The organism is Cellulomonas sp. KH9, assembly GCF_900114185.1.
Taxonomy (GTDB): Bacteria; Actinomycetota; Actinomycetes; order Actinomycetales; family Cellulomonadaceae; genus Cellulomonas.
Genome location: NZ_FOSE01000002.1, coordinates 1,909 through 18,887, shown reverse-complemented (window position 1 = coordinate 18,887; position 16,979 = coordinate 1,909). Strand labels below are relative to the sequence as shown.

The 16,979-nt window shown below is 76.2% G+C and carries 16 protein-coding genes; 3 read left to right on the top strand and 13 right to left on the bottom strand.

The genetic code is table 11. The annotated features are described in order from the left end of the window. Nucleotides 1-83: 83 nt before the first annotated feature. On the bottom strand, nt 84-716 hold the full coding sequence (locus BMZ16_RS06230) for a hypothetical protein (protein WP_089798782.1): 633 nt from the start codon (nt 714-716) through the stop codon (nt 84-86). Between the two features lie 187 nt (nt 717-903). On the opposite strand from BMZ16_RS06230, the gene BMZ16_RS06225 reads away from it, so the two are divergent. The 3 genes from BMZ16_RS06225 to BMZ16_RS06215 all read left to right on the top strand — a co-directional run bounded on the left by BMZ16_RS06225 (nt 904) and on the right by BMZ16_RS06215 (nt 3,723). Further along, nucleotides 904-1,839 carry an ABC transporter ATP-binding protein gene (locus tag BMZ16_RS06225; RefSeq protein WP_089798781.1) on the top strand — a complete coding sequence of 312 codons (936 nt, stop codon included), beginning with the start codon at nt 904-906 and terminating at the stop codon, nt 1,837-1,839. Then, the gene (locus tag BMZ16_RS06220; RefSeq protein WP_089798780.1) at nt 1,836-2,624 is read left to right on the top strand and encodes an ABC transporter permease; all 789 of its coding nucleotides are present in this window, start codon (nt 1,836-1,838) and stop codon (nt 2,622-2,624) included. Before BMZ16_RS06225 ends, BMZ16_RS06220 begins: the two co-directional genes overlap by 4 nt. 100 nt (nt 2,625-2,724) lie before the next feature. After that, nucleotides 2,725-3,723: a COX15/CtaA family protein gene (locus tag BMZ16_RS06215; protein ID WP_255366406.1), complete on the top strand. Its 999-nt coding sequence runs from the start codon at nt 2,725-2,727 to the stop codon at nt 3,721-3,723. Nucleotides 3,724-3,826: 103 nt separating this feature from the next. Here BMZ16_RS06215 and BMZ16_RS06210 read toward each other — a convergent pair whose 3' ends face one another. The 12 genes from BMZ16_RS06210 to BMZ16_RS19705 form a co-directional block, all read right to left on the bottom strand. Further along, entirely contained in the window at nt 3,827-4,435 is a 609-nt protein-coding gene (locus tag BMZ16_RS06210; RefSeq protein ID WP_089798779.1) for an NUDIX domain-containing protein, read from the bottom strand. Further along, nucleotides 4,432-6,096, bottom strand: a complete 1,665-nt coding sequence (locus BMZ16_RS06205) for a CTP synthase (protein ID WP_089798778.1) — start codon at nt 6,094-6,096, stop codon at nt 4,432-4,434. The genes BMZ16_RS06210 and BMZ16_RS06205 overlap by 4 nt, the downstream gene beginning before the upstream one ends. A gap of 72 nt (nt 6,097-6,168) precedes the next feature. Next, nucleotides 6,169-7,860 (bottom strand): murein biosynthesis integral membrane protein MurJ, encoded by a 1,692-nt coding sequence (gene murJ / locus BMZ16_RS06200; RefSeq protein ID WP_089799876.1) that lies wholly within the window; start codon nt 7,858-7,860, stop codon nt 6,169-6,171. Continuing rightward, nucleotides 7,857-8,732 (bottom strand): hypothetical protein, encoded by an 876-nt coding sequence (locus BMZ16_RS06195; protein WP_089798777.1) that lies wholly within the window; start codon nt 8,730-8,732, stop codon nt 7,857-7,859. The genes murJ and BMZ16_RS06195 overlap by 4 nt, the downstream gene beginning before the upstream one ends. Further along, a complete protein-coding gene (locus tag BMZ16_RS06190) occupies nt 8,729-9,778 on the bottom strand; it encodes a copper transporter (protein WP_089798776.1) in 1,050 nt (349 codons plus the stop codon). The genes BMZ16_RS06195 and BMZ16_RS06190 overlap by 4 nt, the downstream gene beginning before the upstream one ends. A 97-nt stretch (nt 9,779-9,875) precedes the next feature. Further along, nucleotides 9,876-11,063 (bottom strand): putative cytokinetic ring protein SteA, encoded by a 1,188-nt coding sequence (gene steA, locus BMZ16_RS06185; RefSeq protein ID WP_089798775.1) that lies wholly within the window; start codon nt 11,061-11,063, stop codon nt 9,876-9,878. A 6-nt stretch (nt 11,064-11,069) separates the two neighbouring features. Next, nucleotides 11,070-12,806, bottom strand: coding sequence for a DNA repair protein RecN (gene recN / locus BMZ16_RS06180; protein WP_089798774.1), 1,737 nt, complete (start codon nt 12,804-12,806; stop codon nt 11,070-11,072). Continuing rightward, nucleotides 12,803-13,675, bottom strand: a complete 873-nt coding sequence (locus tag BMZ16_RS06175) for an NAD kinase (RefSeq protein WP_089798773.1) — start codon at nt 13,673-13,675, stop codon at nt 12,803-12,805. Before BMZ16_RS06175 ends, recN begins: the two co-directional genes overlap by 4 nt. Continuing rightward, nucleotides 13,672-14,565, bottom strand: coding sequence for a TlyA family RNA methyltransferase (locus BMZ16_RS06170; protein WP_255366405.1), 894 nt, complete (start codon nt 14,563-14,565; stop codon nt 13,672-13,674). Before BMZ16_RS06170 ends, BMZ16_RS06175 begins: the two co-directional genes overlap by 4 nt. After that, nucleotides 14,562-14,744: a hypothetical protein gene (locus BMZ16_RS06165; protein ID WP_089798772.1), complete on the bottom strand. Its 183-nt coding sequence runs from the start codon at nt 14,742-14,744 to the stop codon at nt 14,562-14,564. The genes BMZ16_RS06170 and BMZ16_RS06165 overlap by 4 nt, the downstream gene beginning before the upstream one ends. Nucleotides 14,745-14,898: 154 nt before the next feature. Continuing rightward, nucleotides 14,899-15,912 carry an HAD-IIA family hydrolase gene (locus BMZ16_RS06160; RefSeq protein ID WP_089798771.1) on the bottom strand — a complete coding sequence of 338 codons (1,014 nt, stop codon included), beginning with the start codon at nt 15,910-15,912 and terminating at the stop codon, nt 14,899-14,901. Beyond that, nucleotides 15,909-16,979: midas domain-containing protein (locus BMZ16_RS19705; RefSeq protein WP_255366404.1), on the bottom strand; the 1,071-nt coding region annotated here is incomplete at its 5' end. The genes BMZ16_RS19705 and BMZ16_RS06160, both read right to left, overlap by 4 nt.

Here is a 16,979-nt window from a genome sequence, read left to right as displayed (position 1 = left end):
GAAATCCATCCACGCAAGCAAGGCGAGCCTTGGTGACGTGCACCTCGCACGTGGCGCGGAGCGGGCGTCGCAGCGCGGGAGGGCTACACGGTGGCGCGCGCCCGAGCCGCCGGACCCGTGCCGCCCGTCGCGGGGCCGGGGTCACCGGCCGCACGCGCGGACGCCGCCGCGAGCGCGATCCGGCTCGCCCCCACCTGGTCGCCGGGAGCGCCGTCCCGCGTGCGGCGCTCGAGCGCGGAGGAGAACAGGTGCACGGCTTCCGCGTACCGGCCGGTGCCGTAGCGCACGCGCCCCTGCCCCTGGTCGGCGAACGCCAGCACCGCCGAGCAGTCCCGGCGCGCGACCTCGTCGACGCCGGGGACCACGGCCGCCGCCTGCGCGGCACGGCGCACCGCGTCGACCACGGCGTCGGCCGCGTCGAGCAGGCCCCGCCGGTGCAGCACCTGGGCGAGCCGCAGCAGGGGTCGCCACGCGGCGGCCGGGACGGGTTCGGCCGCGGGCAGGTCGGCGAGCGCCGCCGGTCCCCCGTGGCGCGCCACGTCCGCCCACGCGAGCCGCTCCGCGGCGGCCAGCGCCCCGAGGATGCGCAGCCAGACGACCCGCTCGGCGTCGCCCGGCGGCCCCTGCCTCTCGAGCCGCTCCACGTGCTCCCACGTCGCCGCGACGTCCTGCGGGACCTCCCACAGGGTCGCCGTGTCGATGCGGTACGTGACCACGGGCAGCTCCTTCGACAGTCACGGGGCACGGGGACGCGCGGGACGATCCGGGCAGATCGCCCCGTGCGCACACCGTAGGGGGCGGCGGACGACGTCCGCACGGCCCGTCCACCACCAGGACAGCGCCGCCAGGGGCACCCGCCGCCGGCACCGGTGCGAGGCCTGCGAGCGCCTAGACTCGCGCTCCGTGCCCCGCTCCCCTGCCGTCGAGGTCCACGGCCTCGTCAAGAGGTACGACGGACGTACCGTCGTCGACGGCCTCGACCTGACGGCCGACGCCGGCCGCGTCACCGCGGTGCTGGGGCCCAACGGCGCGGGGAAGACCACGACGGTCGAGTGCTGCGAGGGCCTGCGGTCCCCCGACGCCGGGACCGTGCGCGTCCTCGGCCTCGACCCCGTCGCGGACGCCGCGGCGCTGCGGCCCGCCGTCGGCGTGATGCTGCAGGACGGCGGCCTGCCGACGGGCGTGCGGGCGCAGGAGATGCTCGAGCACGTCGCGCGCATGTACGCCCGGCCGCTCGACACGGGTGAGCTCGCGGAGCGTCTCGGCCTCGGCGCGTTCGCGCGCACCACCGTGCGCCGCCTGTCCGGGGGGCAGCGCCAGCGGCTCGCGCTGGCCGTCGCGGTCGTCGGGCGACCCCGTGCGGTGTTCCTCGACGAGCCGAGCGCGGGCATGGACCCGCAGTCCCGGCTGGCCGTGTGGGAGCTCGTGCGCGAGCTGCGCGACGGCGGTGCGGCGGTCATCCTCACGACGCACCTCATGGAGGAGGCCGAGGACGTGGCCGACCAGGTCGCCGTCGTCGACCACGGGACGGTGATCGCCCGCGGCACCGTGCCGCAGCTGCTCGCCGCCGGCGTCGACCGCGACGGGACCGCGACGCTCGTCGTGGACACCGCGAGCGACGTCGACCCGACCGGGCTCGCGGCGCGGCTCGGTGGCCGCTTCACCGTGGAGCGCCGCTCCGGGACGTCGCTGGCCGTGAGCGGCCCGGTCGCGCCCGGCACGGTGGCCGCCACCACCGGGTGGCTCGCCGAGCAGGACGTGCTGGTCACGCGCCTGGACCTGGGCCGCCGCACCCTCGAGGACGTCTTCCTCGACCTGACCGGACGGAGCCTGCGATGAGCGTGCCCGACGCCCCCGCGACACCGCTCGCCGACGGGCCGGCCGCGGCACCGCCCGCCCGGCGGGTGCTCGCGCAGGCGGCGTTCGAGGCGCGCATGATCCTGCGCAACGGCGAGCAGGTGCTGGTCGCGGTGGTCATCCCCGTGCTCGCCCTGGTCGGCCTCGTCCAGACCTCGTTCGTCGCGCTGGACACCGACGGCATGAGCCGGGTCGACTTCCTCACGCCCGGCGTCCTCGCGCTGGCCGTCATGACGGCGTCCTTCACCTCGCAGGCGATCGCCACGGCGTTCGACCGCCGCAACGGCGTCCTGCGCCTCATGGCGACGACGCCGCTGGGGCGCGGCGGGCTGCTCGCGGGCAAGGTGCTCGGCGTGCTCGCGGTCGAGGCCGTCCAGGTCGTGCTCATCGGAGCCGCCGCCCTGGTGCTCGGGTGGCGGCCGGACCCCGCGGGGGTCCTGCTCGCGCTCGTCGGCGTCGTCCTGGGGACCGCGGCCTTCACCGCGCTGGCGCTGCTGGTCGCGGGGACCCTGCGGGCCGAGGCGGTGCTCGCGCTGGCCAACCTGCTGCTGCTCGTGCTCGCGCTGGGCGGCGGCGTCATCGTGCCGGCGGACCGCCTGCCCGGGCCGCTGGCGACGCTCGCCGCGTGGCTGCCGTCCGGCGCCCTGGGCGACGTGCTGCGCGGTGCGCTGGTCGACGGTGCGCTGCCGCTGGTCCCGGTGCTCGTGCTGGCCGGGTGGACCGCCGTGCTCGGCACCCTGGCGGCGCGGCTCTTCCGCTGGCACTGAGGCGACCGGCGGTGCCGCCCGGCACGATGAGACGTACACCGCACGGCCCGGTCGCGCCGGGCGCACCGCGGGGCCACGACCGCCGCCTACCCTGGACCCCGTGACCGGCACGATGCCCTCCCCCGACTCGACGTCCCAGCGCGAGGACGGGCGCCCGCCCGGGTCACCCCGGCGGGTCGTCGCCCTCCTCGACCGCCTGCGCCCGGGCTGGACGCAGCGCGCGGTCGTCGCGAACCTCGTGGCGCAGATCGGCATCGTCGTGACGGGCGGCGCCGTGCGACTCACGGGCTCCGGGCTCGGGTGCTCGACGTGGCCGTACTGCGAGCCCGGCCGGTTCACGCCCGAGTTCCACGGCGAGATGACGATCCACCCGATCATCGAGTTCGGGAACCGCACGCTCACGGGGGTGCTCCTCGTCGTGGCGCTCGCCGTCGCGCTGCTGGCGGGGCTCGACCGCACGCGGTCGCTGTCCTACCGCAGGCTGGCCTGGGCGCCGCTCGTCGGCGTGCTCGTGCAGGCGGTCGTCGGCGGGATCACCGTGCTCATCGACCTGCACCCGGCGATCGTGGGCTCGCACTTCCTCATCTCCGCCGGGCTCATCGCCGTCTCCGCGTGGCTGCTGGTCCGGCGGCGCGAGGGCGACGGCCCGGTCGTGCCGGTCGTCGACGAGCGCGTCCGCACGCTTGCCCGTGGCCTGGCGGTCCTGGGCGCCGTCGTGGTGGCGCTGGGCGTCGTCGTGACGGGGGCCGGACCCCACTCCGGGGACGAGGAGGTCGGGTACCGCTTCGCCGTGGACCCGTACGCGGTGGCGCGGGTCCACGCGCTGTCCGTGTGGGCGTTCGTCGCGACCCTCGCCGTGATCCTGGTGCTGCTCGCCCGCGCCCGCCGCGTCGCGGGTGCCGGGTCGGGCGGCCCGGCCCGCGCCCTGCGCTCGGGACTGGTCCTGATGGTCGTCACGCTCGCGCAGGGGCTCGTCGGGTACGTGCAGCTGTTCACCGGGCTGCCGATCGCCCTGGTGAACCTGCACATGCTCGGCGCCGGCGTCCTGATCGCCGCGATCGCGTCCTTCCTCGGGACGCTGCGCCGCCGCGCGGCCTGACGAGAGCACGGCCAGGACGGCACGAGCGCCGACGTGACGAGGGGCGGGGCCCGTCCGGGCCCCGCCCCTCGGCGGTCGTTCGTCCACACGGGGCGCGGTCGGGTCAGACGGGCGTCACCTCGGTGAGACCCGACCAGCCGGCACCGCGCGCGGCCACGGCCGCGAGGACGCCGACGACCGTGGTCGGGCAGTGCAGCCGACCGGCCATCACCCCCGCGACGACGTCGTCCAGCGGCACCCAGACGGGCACGATGTCGGCCTCCTCCTCGCCGCGCACGTAGCGCTCCGCCTCCGGCACGGGCGACAGGTCCCGCGCGAGGAAGATCGTGATGCGCTCGTCGGACCCACCGGGCGACGTGAAGTACTCCGCGAGCCGCCACCACCGGCCGGCCACGAGGTCCGCCTCCTCGGCGAGCTCACGCGCGGCCGCCGTGACGAGGTCCTCGTTCTCGACGTCCAGCAGACCCGCGGGCGGCTCCCACAGCACGTGACGCACCGGGTGCCGGTACTGGGAGAGCAGCAGCACGCGGTCCTCGTCGTCGAGCGCGATCACCGCGACGGCGCCGGGGTGGTCGACGTACTCGCGCACGACGTCGCCGTCGTCCAGGCGCACCGTGTCGGACACCAGGTCCCACACGCGCCCGTCGTGCAGCAGGCGGTGCTCGACGACCTCCCGCTCGCGCGGGAGGTCGACGAGCGCCTCGCCGCTCACGCGCCGGTCCGCGCCGCGAGCGCCGCGCCGACCAGGCCAGCGAACAGCGGGTGCGCACGCGTAGGACGCGACTTGAACTCCGGGTGCGCCTGCGTCGCGACGTAGTACGGGTGCTCCTCGCGCGGCAGCTCGACGAACTCCACGAGCGAGCGGTCGGGCGAGACGCCGGAGATCACGAGACCGGCGGCCTCGAGCTTGTCGCGGTACGCGTTGTTCACCTCGTACCGGTGCCGGTGCCGCTCCGAGACACGCTCGGTGCCGTACACCTCGGCGACGACGGAGCCGGGCAGCAGCGCGGCGTCGTACGCGCCCAGGCGCATCGTGCCGCCGAGGTCGCCCTCGCCGCCGACGATCGCCAGCTGCTCCTCCATCGTGGCGATGACGGGGTGCGGTGAGCCCGGGTCGAACTCGGAGGACGACGCCCCCTCGAGCCCGGCGACGTTGCGCGCGTACTCGATGACCATGCACTGCAGACCCAGGCACAGGCCGAGCGTGGGGACCTTGCGCTCCCGCGCCCAGCGCAGCGCGCCGAGCTTGCCCTCGATGCCGCGCACGCCGAACCCGCCGGGCACGAGCACGGCATCCACGCCGCCGAGCGCCTCCTGGGCACCCTCCGGGGTGCGGCAGTCGTCGGACGGCACCCACCGGATCGTCACGCGTGCGTCGTGGTGGAACCCGCCGGCGCGCAGCGCCTCGGTCACCGAGAGGTACGCGTCGGGCAGGTCGATGTACTTGCCGACGAGCGCGATCTCGAGCTGGTGCGCGGGGGCGTGCACCCGGGTGAGCAGCGCGTCCCAGCCGCTCCACTCCACGTCACGGAACGGCAGGCCGAGCCGCTGGACCACGTACGCGTCGAGACCCTCGGCGTGCAGCACGCGCGGGATGTCGTAGATGCTCGGCGCGTCCTTGGCGATCGCGACGCTGTCGACGTCGACGTCGCAGAACAGCGCGATCTTGCGCTTGATCGACTCCGGCACCTCGCGGTCCGCGCGCAGCACGATCGCGTCCGGCTGGATGCCGATGCTGCGCAGCGCCGCGACGGAGTGCTGCGTGGGCTTGGTCTTCAGCTCACCCGACGGGCCGATGTACGGCAGCAGGGACACGTGCAGGAAGAACACGTTGTCGCGGCCGAGGTCGTGGCGCACCTGGCGTGCCGCCTCGAGGAACGGCTGCGACTCGATGTCGCCGACGGTGCCGCCGATCTCGGTGATGATCACGTCGACGTCCTCGGACGCCTGCGAGCGCATCCGGCCCTTGATCTCGTCCGTGATGTGCGGGATCACCTGCACGGTGTCGCCGAGGTACTCGCCGCGGCGCTCCTTGGCGATGACGTCCGAGTACACCTGCCCGGTGGTGACGTTCGCCGAGCCGACCAGGTCGACGTCGAGGAACCGCTCGTAGTGGCCCACGTCCAGGTCGGTCTCGGCACCGTCCTCGGTGACGAAGACCTCACCGTGCTGGAACGGGTTCATCGTCCCGGGGTCCACGTTGATGTACGGGTCGAGCTTCTGCATCGTGACGCGCAGACCGCGCGAACGGAGAAGTCGACCGAGGCTGCTGGCCGTCAGGCCCTTGCCCAGAGAGGAGGCCACGCCCCCCGTGACGAAGATGTGCCGGGTCAGGGAGTCCGACCGCCCGGAGAGTCGATGCGCGCGTTCCATCACGGGCTTCCACCCTACCGGACCCGACGCCCGACCGGGACGTGGGAGCACCCGAACGTGGCGCGCCGTGCGTCACGTCGGGGTCGGACCGGTCCGTCCGGACGGCGCGGGGTCGTCGGACGTCGCCCCCGGCACCGGTGCGCGCTCGACGCGCACCACACCGGTCAGCGTGCCGCGGTCGAGCAGTGCGACCGCGGCGGCCACCGCCGTGACGGCGACGACCGCGCCCCCTCCGGCGGCCGCCGTCGCACTGAGCGCGCCGTCACCCACCACGTTCATCACCGTGGTCGCGACGCCGCGGCCGGCGACCGCCCCGAGCACCCCGCCGCCCACCGCGACGACAGCCGTGCGCCCCAGACCGGCGAGCGCGGCACCGCCCGCGGCGTGCCGGAGCGCGAGGACCGCCACGACACCGCCGAGCGCCATGCCGAGCGACGTCGCGAGCCCGATGGACCGGAGCACGGCCGTCGGGTCCTCCGGGTCCCCCAGCACGACGAGCAGCGGGACGGCGAGCGCGACGGCACCCCACCCGACGACGTTCGTGAGGATCGCCGCGCGCGGCCGCTCCACGGCGTAGAGCGTGCGGGACACGTGGAACATCACCGCGAGCCCGACGACCCCCGCGGGCATCCACGTGAGCAGGATGCTCATGGCCTCGGCGAGCCCGTCACCCTCGCCCGTCGCGAGGTCCGCGAAGACCCGGGCCACGCCGCTGCCGCCCGCGACCACCGCCGCCGCGCCCAGCGCGCCCACGGTCAGCACCGCGCGCGTCGTGACGGCCGACGTCGCGGCGAACCGCGCGCGGTCCCCCGTCGCGGCGTGCGCCGCCACGCGCGGGAACGTCGACGTCGCCAGGGGGACGACCAGGACCGCGTACGGCAGCAGGTACACCTGCTGGGCGTAGACGACCGCGGAGAAGCCGCGCCCGTCGTGGGGCAGCAGCTCGTTGGCGACGTACCAGATGACGAGGACCGAGAGCTGCTGGGCGGCGACCGACCCGACACCGGCGAGCGCGAGCGCCCGGAACCGGGGGCCCGCGTCGTCCGGGAACCGCAGCGTGGGACGCATCCGCACGCCGAGCCGACGCACGGGCAGCAGCACCGGCAGCAGCATCGCGAGAACGCCCGCCGTCGTGCCCCACGCGAGCAGGTCGATCGCGCCCGGCACCAGCGCCGTCGGGTCGGACGTCTCGCCGTCCGCGAGCGCGCCGTACACCACGAAGGTCGCGATCAGGACGAGGGAGTTCAGCACCGGGGCGAACGCCGGCCAGAAGAACCGGCGGTGCGCCTGCAGCACGCCGTACAGCAGCACGGTGAGCCCGTACACGGGGACCTGCACGGAGAAGACCAGCACGAAGTACCGCACGGTCGCCGCCAGCACGGGGTCGTCCCTGCTCGCGACCGCCGCCACGACGCCGCTCAGCGCCGCGAGGAGGACGCCGAGCGGGACCAGGACGAGCAGGACCCACCCGAGCGCCGCCGACACGAGGCGGTCGATCTGCGCGCGGTCGGCGCGTGCCACGGGCGCGGCCAGCAGCGGCACGACGGCGCCGGCGAGGGCCCCACCGGCCGCGACCTCGAAGAGCACGTTGGGCAGGAGGTTGGCCGCGTTGTACGCGTCGGCGATCGCCTCGTGCCCGACGGTCCCGTTGAGGACGAGGGTGCGCACGAGCCCGAGCACCCGGCTGAGGACGGTGACGACCGCGATCATCGCCGCCGCGCCGAGCAGCCCCTGGACGGCGCTGCGCAGACCCGCACGGGTCATGGCGTCGCGCCCACGCCCGCCCGGGGCGCAGCGGGGCGCCGCCCCCACGCGTCGATCTCGCGCAGCACCGGCGTGCGCTCGATGACGCGGGTGAAGCTGACCCGCTCGCTGACGAGGGTCAGGCCGACGACGCCGGCGAGCGCCGCGAGCCGCACGGGGCGCGGCGCACCGAGCACCAGCGCCGCGCCCAGCGCCGCGCCCAGGGCGTTCGCCCCGGAGTCGCCGAGCATGTCCGTCTCGGCGAGGTCGGCCTCGACGGCGGTCGAGGCCGCGCCGAGCACCGCGCACGCCGCCACGCCACCGCCGGTGCCCACGAGCGGCGCCGCCGCCAGGGAGACGGCCTTCAGGGCACGTCCCGGGCGCAGGTCGAGCAGGTTGACGAGGTTGGCGGTGCCGGCCACCAGTGCCGCTGACGCCAGGGTGTCCACCGCACGGGCGGCAGGACGGGTGGCGGCACCGCCGCCGGGCGGGGCCAGCGCGGCCGCCGCGAGGGCGCTCGCCCCGATGCCGAGCACCTTCAGCCCGCCGGTGGTCAGGTGCCCGCGCGCGAGGGCGCCGAGGTGCCCGCGCAGGCCCTTGGCACGCGTCCCGGGGTCCTCGCGCAGGTCGTCGACCAGGCCGAAGGCACCGGCGCCCAGGACGGCCGTCGCGGTCGCGGCTGTCGCGCGCAGACCGCCCGCGCCGGCGAGCGCACCGGCGAGGACGCCGACGGCGACCGCCGGACCCTCCAGCAGGCTGACGGGCTCACCGCGGTGGTTGGTACGCGTCCACGTCGCGGCGCCGCCCGGCGGCTGCCAGTCCAGCCCACCGCGCGCCGCGGCCGTGACCGCGGCGGCGACGAGCGCGGCCGCGGGCCGGCCTGCGCGGCTCATCCCTCACCGCCGGCCGGGTCGGGCACCTCGCCCTGCGCGCCGGCGTCGTCGGTCTCGGGCACGACGGGCGTGCGGTCCACGGGCGGGAGCTGGACCGCCGGCGGCAGCGTCTCCAGCCCGTCCCCGTAGCCGTAGTGCCCGGGCTGGTCGGCGATCGCGGCGGCGAGCGCGAGCGGCACCACCACCTGCCCGCTGACGATCGCGACGTCGGCGACGGTGGTCACGGTGTCGGCGAGCGCGTCGTCACCGCGCACGGCGGCGACCAGGTCGTCGCCGTCCGTCCCGGTCCCGGCGACGACGGCCCCTTCGGAGAGCCGCTGGGCCGCGGCCGCCAGCGCGAGCTGGGCGTCGAAGGTCACGGGCGTCGGCGCGGCCGTCGCGTCGCTGTCCGCCGGCTCGGCCGGCGTACCGGCGACGACCACCACGGCGTCCGCCGGGCGGGTCACGTCCTGGGCGTACGACACCAGCGGCCGGTCACCCGCCGCGAGCACGTCGAGCAGGGACGATGCGTTCTCCGACAGCGTGTCGGGCGCCGCGGAGTCGGCGCCGACGAGCCCGGAGACGAGCGCCTCGGCGAGCTCGGCGTCCGCACCGGCGTCGGCTGCCGGCGGCTGGTCGAGGTAGGACATGACCGTGCCCGCCAGGGTCCGGCGGTACGTCGCCATCGCGGGGTCGGTCCACGCCTCGTCCACCGTCACCGTCGCCGAGATCTCGGCACCGGCCTGGGTGAACCGCTCGACGAGCGCCGCGACGTCGTCCTCGGGGACGTCGTCGACGAGCACCAGCGCGACGCGACGGTCGGTCAGGGCGCCCGCGAGCAGGCGCTCCCCGGAGGCGGAGGCGAACGCGTTCGCGGCGGCCAGGTCGCCGCCGGTGCGGTCCAGCTCGGATCGCAGGCCCTCCTTCTCGGCGCGCAGCGCCTCGACCTGGCCGGTCAGGGTGTCGCCGATGGTCTCCTTCAGCGGGCCGGCGCCGAGGGCGATGCCGACGGCGAGCGCGAGGAACACGGAGATGAGGGAGACGATGTGGTACCGGAAGTCGATCACGGGGTGTGCTCTCGGTCGGGTGCGCGACGGATCGCGGCGGGACGTGCGAACGGGGCGCCGCGCAGGCCGGGGTCGGGGGCGCGGCGGGCGGGGGCGGTCACGGCGATCCGCCGAGCAGCGAGCCGACCCACGACAGCAGGTCGTCGACGCGCGCACCGACGAGGCCGATCAGGGTCTGCCCGGCGGCCGTGGAGGCCAGCGCCACGCCGAGTGCCAGCAGCCCTGCCATGACGAGCAGCGTCAGCTGCACGTTGGAGATGCGGTGCTGGTAGAGCTGGGACACACCCTTGGCGTCGACGAGCTTGCCGCCGACGCGCAGCCGGGTGAGGAACGTGCTGGCCATGCCGGAGCGGCCCTTGTCGAGGAACTCCACGAGGGTGGCGTGCGTGCCGACCGCGACGATGAGCTCGGCGCCCTTGTCGTCGGCCAGCAGCATCGCCACGTCCTCGCTGGTGCCCGTGGCGGGGAACACCACGTACGGCACGCCGAGCTCCTCGACGCGGGCGATGCCCGGCGCGCGGCCGTCACGGTAGGCGTGCACCACGATCTCGGCGCCGCACCGCAGCGCCCGGTCGGACACCGAGTCCATGTCGCCGACGACCATGTCGGGTCGCCAGCCGGCGTCGAGGATCGCGTCGGCGCCGCCGTCCACCCCGATGAGCACCGGCCGGTACTCGCGGATGTACGGACGCAGCGTGACGAGGTCCTCCTTGTAGTGGTAGCCCCGCACGACGATGAGGACCTGACGACCCTCGATGCGCGTGTCGATGTCCGGCACCCCGACGCCGTCGAGCAGGAGCTCACGCTCCCGGCGCAGGTAGTCCATCGTGTTGGCCGCGAAGGACTCCAGCTGCACCGACAGCCCCTCGCGCGCCTCGGCCATCGTCGCCGCCACGCTCTGCGCGGTCTGGGCGACGCCCTCGGCGACGAGCGTGTCACCGTCGTGGACGGCGTTGTCGACGACCCGCAGCACACGACCCTCGGTGATCGCCATGACGTCGGGACCGAGGTCGTCGATCAGCGGGATGCCCGCCTCGACGAGGATCTCGGGCCCGAGGTTGGGGTAGCGGCCGGACGTCGACTTGGCGGCGTTGAGGACGGCGGCGGGCTGGCACGCGACGAGCGCCTCGGCGGACACGCGGTCCAGGTCGAGGTGGTCGATCACGGCGATGTCGCCGGGCTTGAGCCGCTTGGTCAGCGCCTTGGTGCGGGGGTCGACACGGGCAGGGCCGACGACCTCGGCATCATCGGTCGCGGGCGTGCGGCGGCGAAGGGAGACTCTCATCGCGGATCATCGTCCCACGGACTGGGCCAACAGCTCCGCCGCGTGCGCGCGTGCCGTGGCCGAGTCGTCCTGCCCGGAGAGCATCCGGGCCAGCTCGCGCACCCGCTCCTCGCCGTCCACCTCGCGCACGTCGGACTCCGTCACCACGTCGACGCCGTCGGCCACGGACTTGGAGACCACCAGGTGACGGTCGGCGAAGGCGGCGACCTGCGCCAGGTGGGTGACGACGAGCACCTGCGTGCCCTGCGCGAGCCGCGCGAGCCGCTCCCCGACCTGCGTCGCGGCGCGGCCGCCGACGCCGGCGTCGACCTCGTCGAACACGAACGTCCCGGGCGTCGCCGCCCCGGAGCCGTCCGCGGTCGCGAGCGCGACCTCGAGGGCGAGCATGACGCGGGAGAGCTCACCGCCCGACGCCCCCTTGCCGAGCGCCCGCGCCGGGGCGCCCGCGTGCGGGACGAGCAGCATCTCGACGTGGTCGGCACCGTGCGGGCCGGGCTCGTCGGCCGGGCGCACGACGACCTCGAGGTGCGCCCCGCCCATGGCCAGGCTCGCCAGCTCCTCGGTGACCGCCTGCGCGAGCCGCACGGCGGCCTCGGTGCGGGTGGCCGTGATCGTCGCGGCCAGCTCACGCAGCCGCTCGTCGAGCGCGTCGCGCTGCTCCGTGAGCTCGGCGACGCGCTCCTGCCCGCCGTCGAGGTCCAGCAGCCGCTGCGAGGCGTCCTGCGCCCACGCGAGCACGGCCGCGACGTCCTCGCCGTAGCTGCGGGTCAGGCCGGTCAGCTCGGCACGCCGGCGCTGCACGGCGTCGAGCCGTGCCGGGTCGGCCTGCAGGTCCTGCGCGTACGCCGAGAGCTCGGCCGCGAGGTCGGCCAGCAGGTACCCCGCCTCGGCGGCGCGGGTCGCCAGGTCGGCGAGCGCCCGGTCGTGGTGCCCGGCGTGCTCCAGGGAGCGCCGCGCCTCCTCGACCAGCACGACGGCCGCGGCGCCCACGTCCGCCGCGTCCTCGTCCCCCACGAGCGCGGCGTGCGCCCCGGCGGCCGCGGCACGCAGGTCCTCGGCGTTGCCGAGCCGCTCGGCCTCGGCGGCCAGCTCGAGGTCCTCCCCGGGCTGCGGCGCGACGCGCTCGACCTCGGCCAGGCCCAGGCGCAGCAGCTCGGCCTCCCGGGCACGCTCCTGGGCGTGCGCGACCCGGTCGTCGAGCTCCGCCTGCACGCGCACCCGCTGCGCCCACGTCGCGGCGTGCCGCGCGAGCACCTCGGCGTGCGCGGGCCCCGCGAACGCGTCGAGGGCGGCGCGCTGCCGGGCGGCGGAGCGCAGCCGCATCTGGTCGGCCTGGCCGTGGACCGTCACGAGCTCCTCGGCGATCTCCGCGAGGACGCCCTGCGGCACGGACCGCCCGCCGAGGTGGGCCCGGGAGCGTCCCGGCGAGTCGGGCGTCCCGGCGCTGACGGTGCGCAGCACGACCAGCGACCCGTCGTCGTCCACGTCGGCACCGGCCTCGCGGGCGCGCTCGAGCGCGGGCGACCCCGCGGGCAGCAGGACGCGCCCCTCCACGGCGGCGCCCGCGGCGCCGGTCCGCACGGTCGCCGGGTCGGCGCGCCCGCCCAGGAGGAGCCCGAGCGCGGTGAGCACCATCGTCTTGCCGGCACCGGTCTCACCGGTGAGCACCGTCAGGCCGGGGCCGAGCCGCACGTGCGCACGCCCGATGACGCCCAGGTCCTCGATCCGGATCTCGTCGATCACGACGTACCGTCCTCGTCACCGCTGCGGGCACCGCGCCAGCCCACGACCGGCAGGTCGAACTTCTGGACGAGCCGCGTCGTGAACGGCGCGGGGTAGAGCCGTGCGAACCGCACGGGCACGTCGCTGACGCTGACCTCCATGCGGGTCCCCCGCGCGACGGGTAGCTGCCGGCGCCCGTCGCAGGTGACCACCGCGGTGGACGGGGACCGCTCGATGACCTCCACCGCCAGCACGCTGCTCGGACCCATGACCAGCGGCCGGGCGAAGAGCGTGTGCGCCGCCAGGGGCACCATGACGGTCCCGCGCACGTCCGGCCAGACGACCGGCCCCCCGGCCGAGAACGCGTGCGCGGTGGAGCCGGTCGCGGACGCGGCGATGAGACCGTCGCAGCCGAACGACGACAGCGGACGGCCGTCGACCTCGACGACCACCTCGATCATCCGCGCGGGGTCCGTCTTCTCCAGCGCCGCCTCGTTGAGGGCCCAGGCGGTCCGCACCGTGCCGTCGGCGTCGACCAGCCGCACGTCCAGGGTGACGCGCTCCTCGACCGCGTAGTCGCCGTCCGCCAGGCGCTGCACGGCGGTCGCGACGTCCGCCGGCTCGATCTCGGCCAGGAAGCCCACGTGCCCGAGGTTGACACCGAGCAGCGGCACGTCCGTGCCCCGGGTGAGCTCGGCGGCCCGCAGGATGGTGCCGTCCCCCCCGAGCACGACGGCCAGCTCGAACGGCGGCAGCTCGTCGGCGGTCGTGTGCTGGGACGCGGTGACCGGTTCGACGTCCGCGTCGCGCAGGGCGCGCAGCACGGCCTCGGTGGCGTCCAGCGCCTCGGGCCGACCGCTGTGCCGGACGACGAGCGCACGCCGCGTCACCGGGCACCTCCGGCGCCCGATGCCCGCTGCCCAGCGCCGTGACGGACCGTGTCGGGGTCCAGTGCGGTCGCCACGGCCGCGGCGACGGCCGCTGCCACGTCCGACGAGGACGCACCGGCGGCGGCCGCACCCGGGCCCTGCGCCCAGAGCACGAACTCGACGTTCCCGTGGGTGCCGGGCAGCGTGCTCGGGCGCACGTCGCGCACCACCGCACCCGACGCGACGGCCCGCTCGCACACGGTCTTCACGGCTTCCGCCCACAGCCGGGGGTCGCGCACCACGCCGTCGGAGCCGAGCCGCTCCCGGCCCACCTCGAACTGGGGCTTGACGAGCAGCACCAGGTCGGCCGCGTCCTCGGCCACCGCCAGCAGCGGGTCGATCACGAGCGTCAACGAGATGAAGGAGAGGTCGGCGACCACGAGGCCCGGCGCCGGGACGACGTCACCGGACCGCAGGTCCCGGACGTTGACGTGCTCCCGGACCTCGACCCGCGGGTCGTCGCGCAGCCGCGGCACCAGCTGCCCGTGCCCGACGTCGACCGCGACGACGTGAGCCGCGCCGCGACGCAGCAGCACGTCCGTGAAGCCGCCGGTGCTGGCGCCGGCGTCGAGGCAGTGCCTGCCGGCCACGACCGGGCCCGCGGTGCCGTACCCGTCGAGGGCGTCCGCGAGCTTGTGCGCCGCCCGCGAGGCGTACCCGGGATCGGAGGGGTCGGTCTCGACGTGGACGTCCTGGCGGTCGTCGACGGTCGTCGCGCCACGGCGGACGGCAGCACCGTCCACCCGCACGCGGCCGGACGCGAGCAGCTGGGCCGCGTGACCGCGCGAGCGCGCGAGCCCTCGGCGGACGAGCTCGCTGTCGAGCCGTGCCCTGGTCATGGTCGCCGTCATCCCTCGGCGTCCGCCAACCGGTCCTGGAGCGCCGTGTGCACGTCCTCGAAGGTGGTGAGCTGGACGCGCAGGTCCTGCTTCTCGACGCCGGCGAGCCGGGTCAGGGCCTCGTCGACGGCGGGGTCGCCGGAGGTCGGCACCGCCCCCGGCACCGTCGGCTCCTGCACGGGCTCGCTCACGTCACGTCCTCCTCACGACCACCACGGACGCCCGTCCGCGGCCGGGCCGCGGCACCCGGGGGTGCCGCCGGCACCGGCCGGGCGCGCGCTCGCCCACGGTACCCGGCGCTCGCCGCCGCGGGGCGGTCGCCCACAGGTCGGCGCGGCGGCGCGGTCAGCGCAGCAGCTCGGGCACCGACGCCGGGTCCGGGCCGGCACCACGGTCCGCGGCGTCCCAGGCGGCCGCGCACGCGGCACGCACCAGGTCCACCGGGTCGTCGGGCAGCCCGTCGACCTCGAGGACGGCGTCCACGACGCGGGCGGCGGCCCCCCGGCACACCCACCACCCGGCGTCGACCGCGGGCTCGGGGTGCGGCGTGAGCAGCGCCCGCAGGTCCGCGGCCAGGTAGTGCGGTCGCTCGCCCAGCACCGCGAGCACGGCGTCGCGCGCGGTGCTCACGCCCGTGAGCACGTGCAGCCCCGGCATGTCCCCCGCCCGCGCGCCGGCCAGGTCGGTGTCGAGCCGGTCCCCCACGACCAGCGGCCTGCTCGCCCCGGCACGGTCGACGGCCAGGCGGTACATGGTCGGCGACGGCTTGCCGGCGCTCGACGGCTCCACACCGGTCGCGGCCCGCACGGCACCGACCAGCGCACCGTTGCCGGGCGCGAACCCGCGTGCCGTCGGCAGGCTCAGGTCGAGGTTCGACGCCACGTGCCAGGCACCGCGCTGGACGGCGTACGCGGCCTCGGCGAGCTGGGTCCAGCCCACGTCCGCGGCATAGCCCTGCACCACGGCCACGGGCTCGTCGTCCGCGGACCCGACGATGCGGTAGCCCTTCGCCGCCACCGCCGTGTGCAGCCCTGCCCCGCCGACGACGAGCACCGGCTCACCAGCCGGCACCCGCGTCGCGAGGAGCTCGGCGGCCGCCTGCGCCGCCGTCATCACCTCGTCGGGCCGCGTCGGGATGTCGAGCCCCGTCAGCTGCTCGGCGACCGCCTCCGGCTCGCGTGACGCGTTGTTCGTCACGAAGACGAGCCGCATGCCCGCGGCACGTGCACCCGCCAACCCCTCGGCGGCGCCGTCGATAGGGTGGTGCCCCCGGTACGCGACGCCGTCCAGGTCCACGAGCGCCAGGTCGTACCGCTCGGCGAGCGGCACGTCGCAGCCGATCAGGCCGCGCGCGCTCACCGCGCCCCCTCCGCGGGTCCGTCGCCCTCCCCGTCCGCGACGTCGGTGGCGACGTCGGTCGCGGGCATGGGCGCAGGCTGCGGCTCGGGCTCGACCTCGCCGGCCCGGCCGTCCTCGTCGGCGACGTCCTCGGACACGTCCTCGTCGAGCACGTCCTCGGACACGTCCTCGTCAGGGACGTCCTCCTCGGTCTCGTCCTGCGTCGATGACCCCGCGGCCGGCTCGTGATCCTCGGCGGGCTCGTCCGCCAGGTCGTAGACCACGACGTCCTCGTCCTGCGTGACGTTGCCCGCGGCCTCGTCGAGGATCTCCTGCGGGTACGCGGCGAGCTCGGCAGCGGCGTCGTCCGGACGGCCGGCGGCCTCGAGGGCCGCTGCGCGAGCCTGCGCGACGCGGGCGGCAAGGAGCCCGCGCGCCGCGCGGACCAGGGGTGCGGAGAGCGCCGCGACGGCGGCCTCGGCCTGGCCGAGGTCGAGACGCGCACCGCTGACGACCATCGCCATCTCGATCTGCGTGTCCGCCGGGAGCGTCTGCGCCTCAGGCTCCTGCGAGAGGGTGATCGCCCGCTCGGGGCGACCCAGGCCTCGCTCGCAGTCCGCCATCACGGCCAGGTGCTCGGACGAGCCGTTGAGCCGTCGCACCGTGCGCAGCTCTCGCAGCGCCTCGGCGTACCGACCGGTGCGGTACGCCGCGAGCCCGGCGGCCTCGCGCACGACGTCCACGCGCCCGGCGCGGCGCACCGCGGCCTGTGCGTGCTCGTACGCGGCCTCGGGGTCCTCGTCGATGAGCCGTCCGACCATGACCAGGTGGCGGCCCACGCGCTCCGCGTTCTCCTTGCTCAGCGTCCGCAGCGGCCCCCGTGCGTCGCGGTCGAGCATCGAGAACGTCACGTCCTCCGGGATCACGGGGTCCGGGACCCGGGCCTCGCGCTCGTCGGGCGTCGGGCGGGCGGTGGCACGGTCGCCGAAGCGGGGGGCGCCGCCCGTCGCGGGCCGCGCATCCCTCCCGTACGGACGGCTGCCGCCTGCGGGACGACCCGCGCGGTCACCGAAGGACGGGCGCTCGGA